General features: G+C 52.8%; 1 protein-coding gene. It reads left to right on the top strand.

Translation table 11 applies throughout. From position 1 onward, the window contains the following. Positions 1 to 320 precede the first annotated feature (320 nt). A partial coding sequence (locus tag WX88_RS26650) for a fibronectin type III domain-containing protein (protein WP_197076992.1) occupies positions 321 to 1,663 on the top strand: 1,343 nt, incomplete at its 3' end.

Raw genomic sequence — 1,663 nt, forward strand, 5'->3', positions numbered from 1 at the left:
CGACCGCGGACAAACTCTCACCCGAAAAGTCGTCCTCGAATAACTCTTAGCTAGCTTTCCTTTAGAAAGGCCGCTCCTTCTGGAGCGGCCTTTTTTCATATCCGCTACAAAAAAGCAGCGCTTCATTCCTTACTATGCAGAATCTTAGTCACACCTATCTTTCTGTTATTTCCAACATGAATAGGCAATTTCCGAAATCACTGCCTACTTTGAAGGTTGAAACGGCATTTTCTGGCTGCCGGAGCATTCCTCCAAGTGATTTCCCCGTCTCATAACGTAGCCTTTCTTAATTCCCCTCACCTTCTTTTCCAATCACTACCATGAACAAACTCTTACCAATGCCCCTGCTTAAATTCAGCTGGCGCTTCGGCGGGGCACTGTTGGCTCTCACCTTTTTCCTCATGGGGCTGACGGCCCAGGCGCAAGTAAATACGTATTCGTTTGTGTCGTCGTCGGGCACATTTACTCCCCTACCCGCTACAGCTACTAATGTTCCCGATGTCTTGGCTGACGACGATATTTCCGGCGTCCTTCCCATTGGCTTCACATTTGTGTTCGATGGTACGCCTTACACTTCGTTCATTGCTTCATCGAACGGTTTTATTTCTTTTAACCCCAACGCCACCGATGAATCCTTCAATGAGCTTGAATCAGGTATCGCGGTGCAGCGGCCCTTAGTAGCCCCTCTGTGGGATGACATTGCTAATTCAACCAGTAGCAGGGCCAGCTATCAGGTAACGGGAACTGCTCCGACCCGGGTGCTGACCTTTGAGTGGTTGAACTGGCGTTGGAGCTATTCGGCGACTGGCCCGGTCATTTCCTTCCAAGTAAAGCTCTACGAAGGTTCTAACCGCGTTGAGTTCGTATACCGCCCCGAGGCCAATCCACCTCTCAATGCTGATGCTTCTATTGGACTGTCCGGAGTTGGCAGTGGTATTGACTCCTTTTTATCGGTGAGCGATGGAGTGGCTAACCCAGTGGTAAGTTCGGTGAGCAGCAACGATGATATCGCGCAAAGTCCAGCCGCCGGCCAAGTGTACGCCTTCACTCCACCCGTGCCCAGCCTTTGCCCTACGCCGCGCAACCTGACAGCGAGCGTAAGTGGCGTCACCGCTACGGTGAACTGGACAATAGTTGGTGGCGGCAACTTTACCGTCATCTATGGACCAACGGGATTTAATCCGGCTACTAGTGGCACCAGCGTAGGGCCTGTGGCTACTACCACAGCTACTATTCCTAATTTAGCACCAGGCAACTACCAGTTCTATGTACGGCAAAACTGTGCCGGGGCGGCCGGTAGCAGCCCCCTATCCAGTGCTGGTGGCTTCTCGGTTACTTGCCCTACCCCTACTGCCTTAGCGGCTACCAACCTTACCAACACCACGGCTACTTTAGAGTGGAATTCGCCCGTGACTGCGGGAGCAACCTTCACTATTATCTATGGCGCACTGGGCATTGACCCCGCGACGGAGGGCACTCGTCTGACAGGTATTAATGCCACTACCTATACCCTTACTAATCTGTCAGCGGCCACGAACTACGTATTCTATGTAGTGCAGGCCTGTTCGGATGGCAGCACTAGCACCACACCAGCCGGACCAGTTAGCTTCACGACGCCGCTGACGGTACCAAGCAATGACGAGCCCTGCGGCGCCCTTGCCCT

This window comes from Hymenobacter terrenus (genome assembly GCF_000972495.1).
In the GTDB taxonomy this organism is placed as follows: Bacteria; Bacteroidota; Bacteroidia; order Cytophagales; family Hymenobacteraceae; genus Hymenobacter; species Hymenobacter terrenus.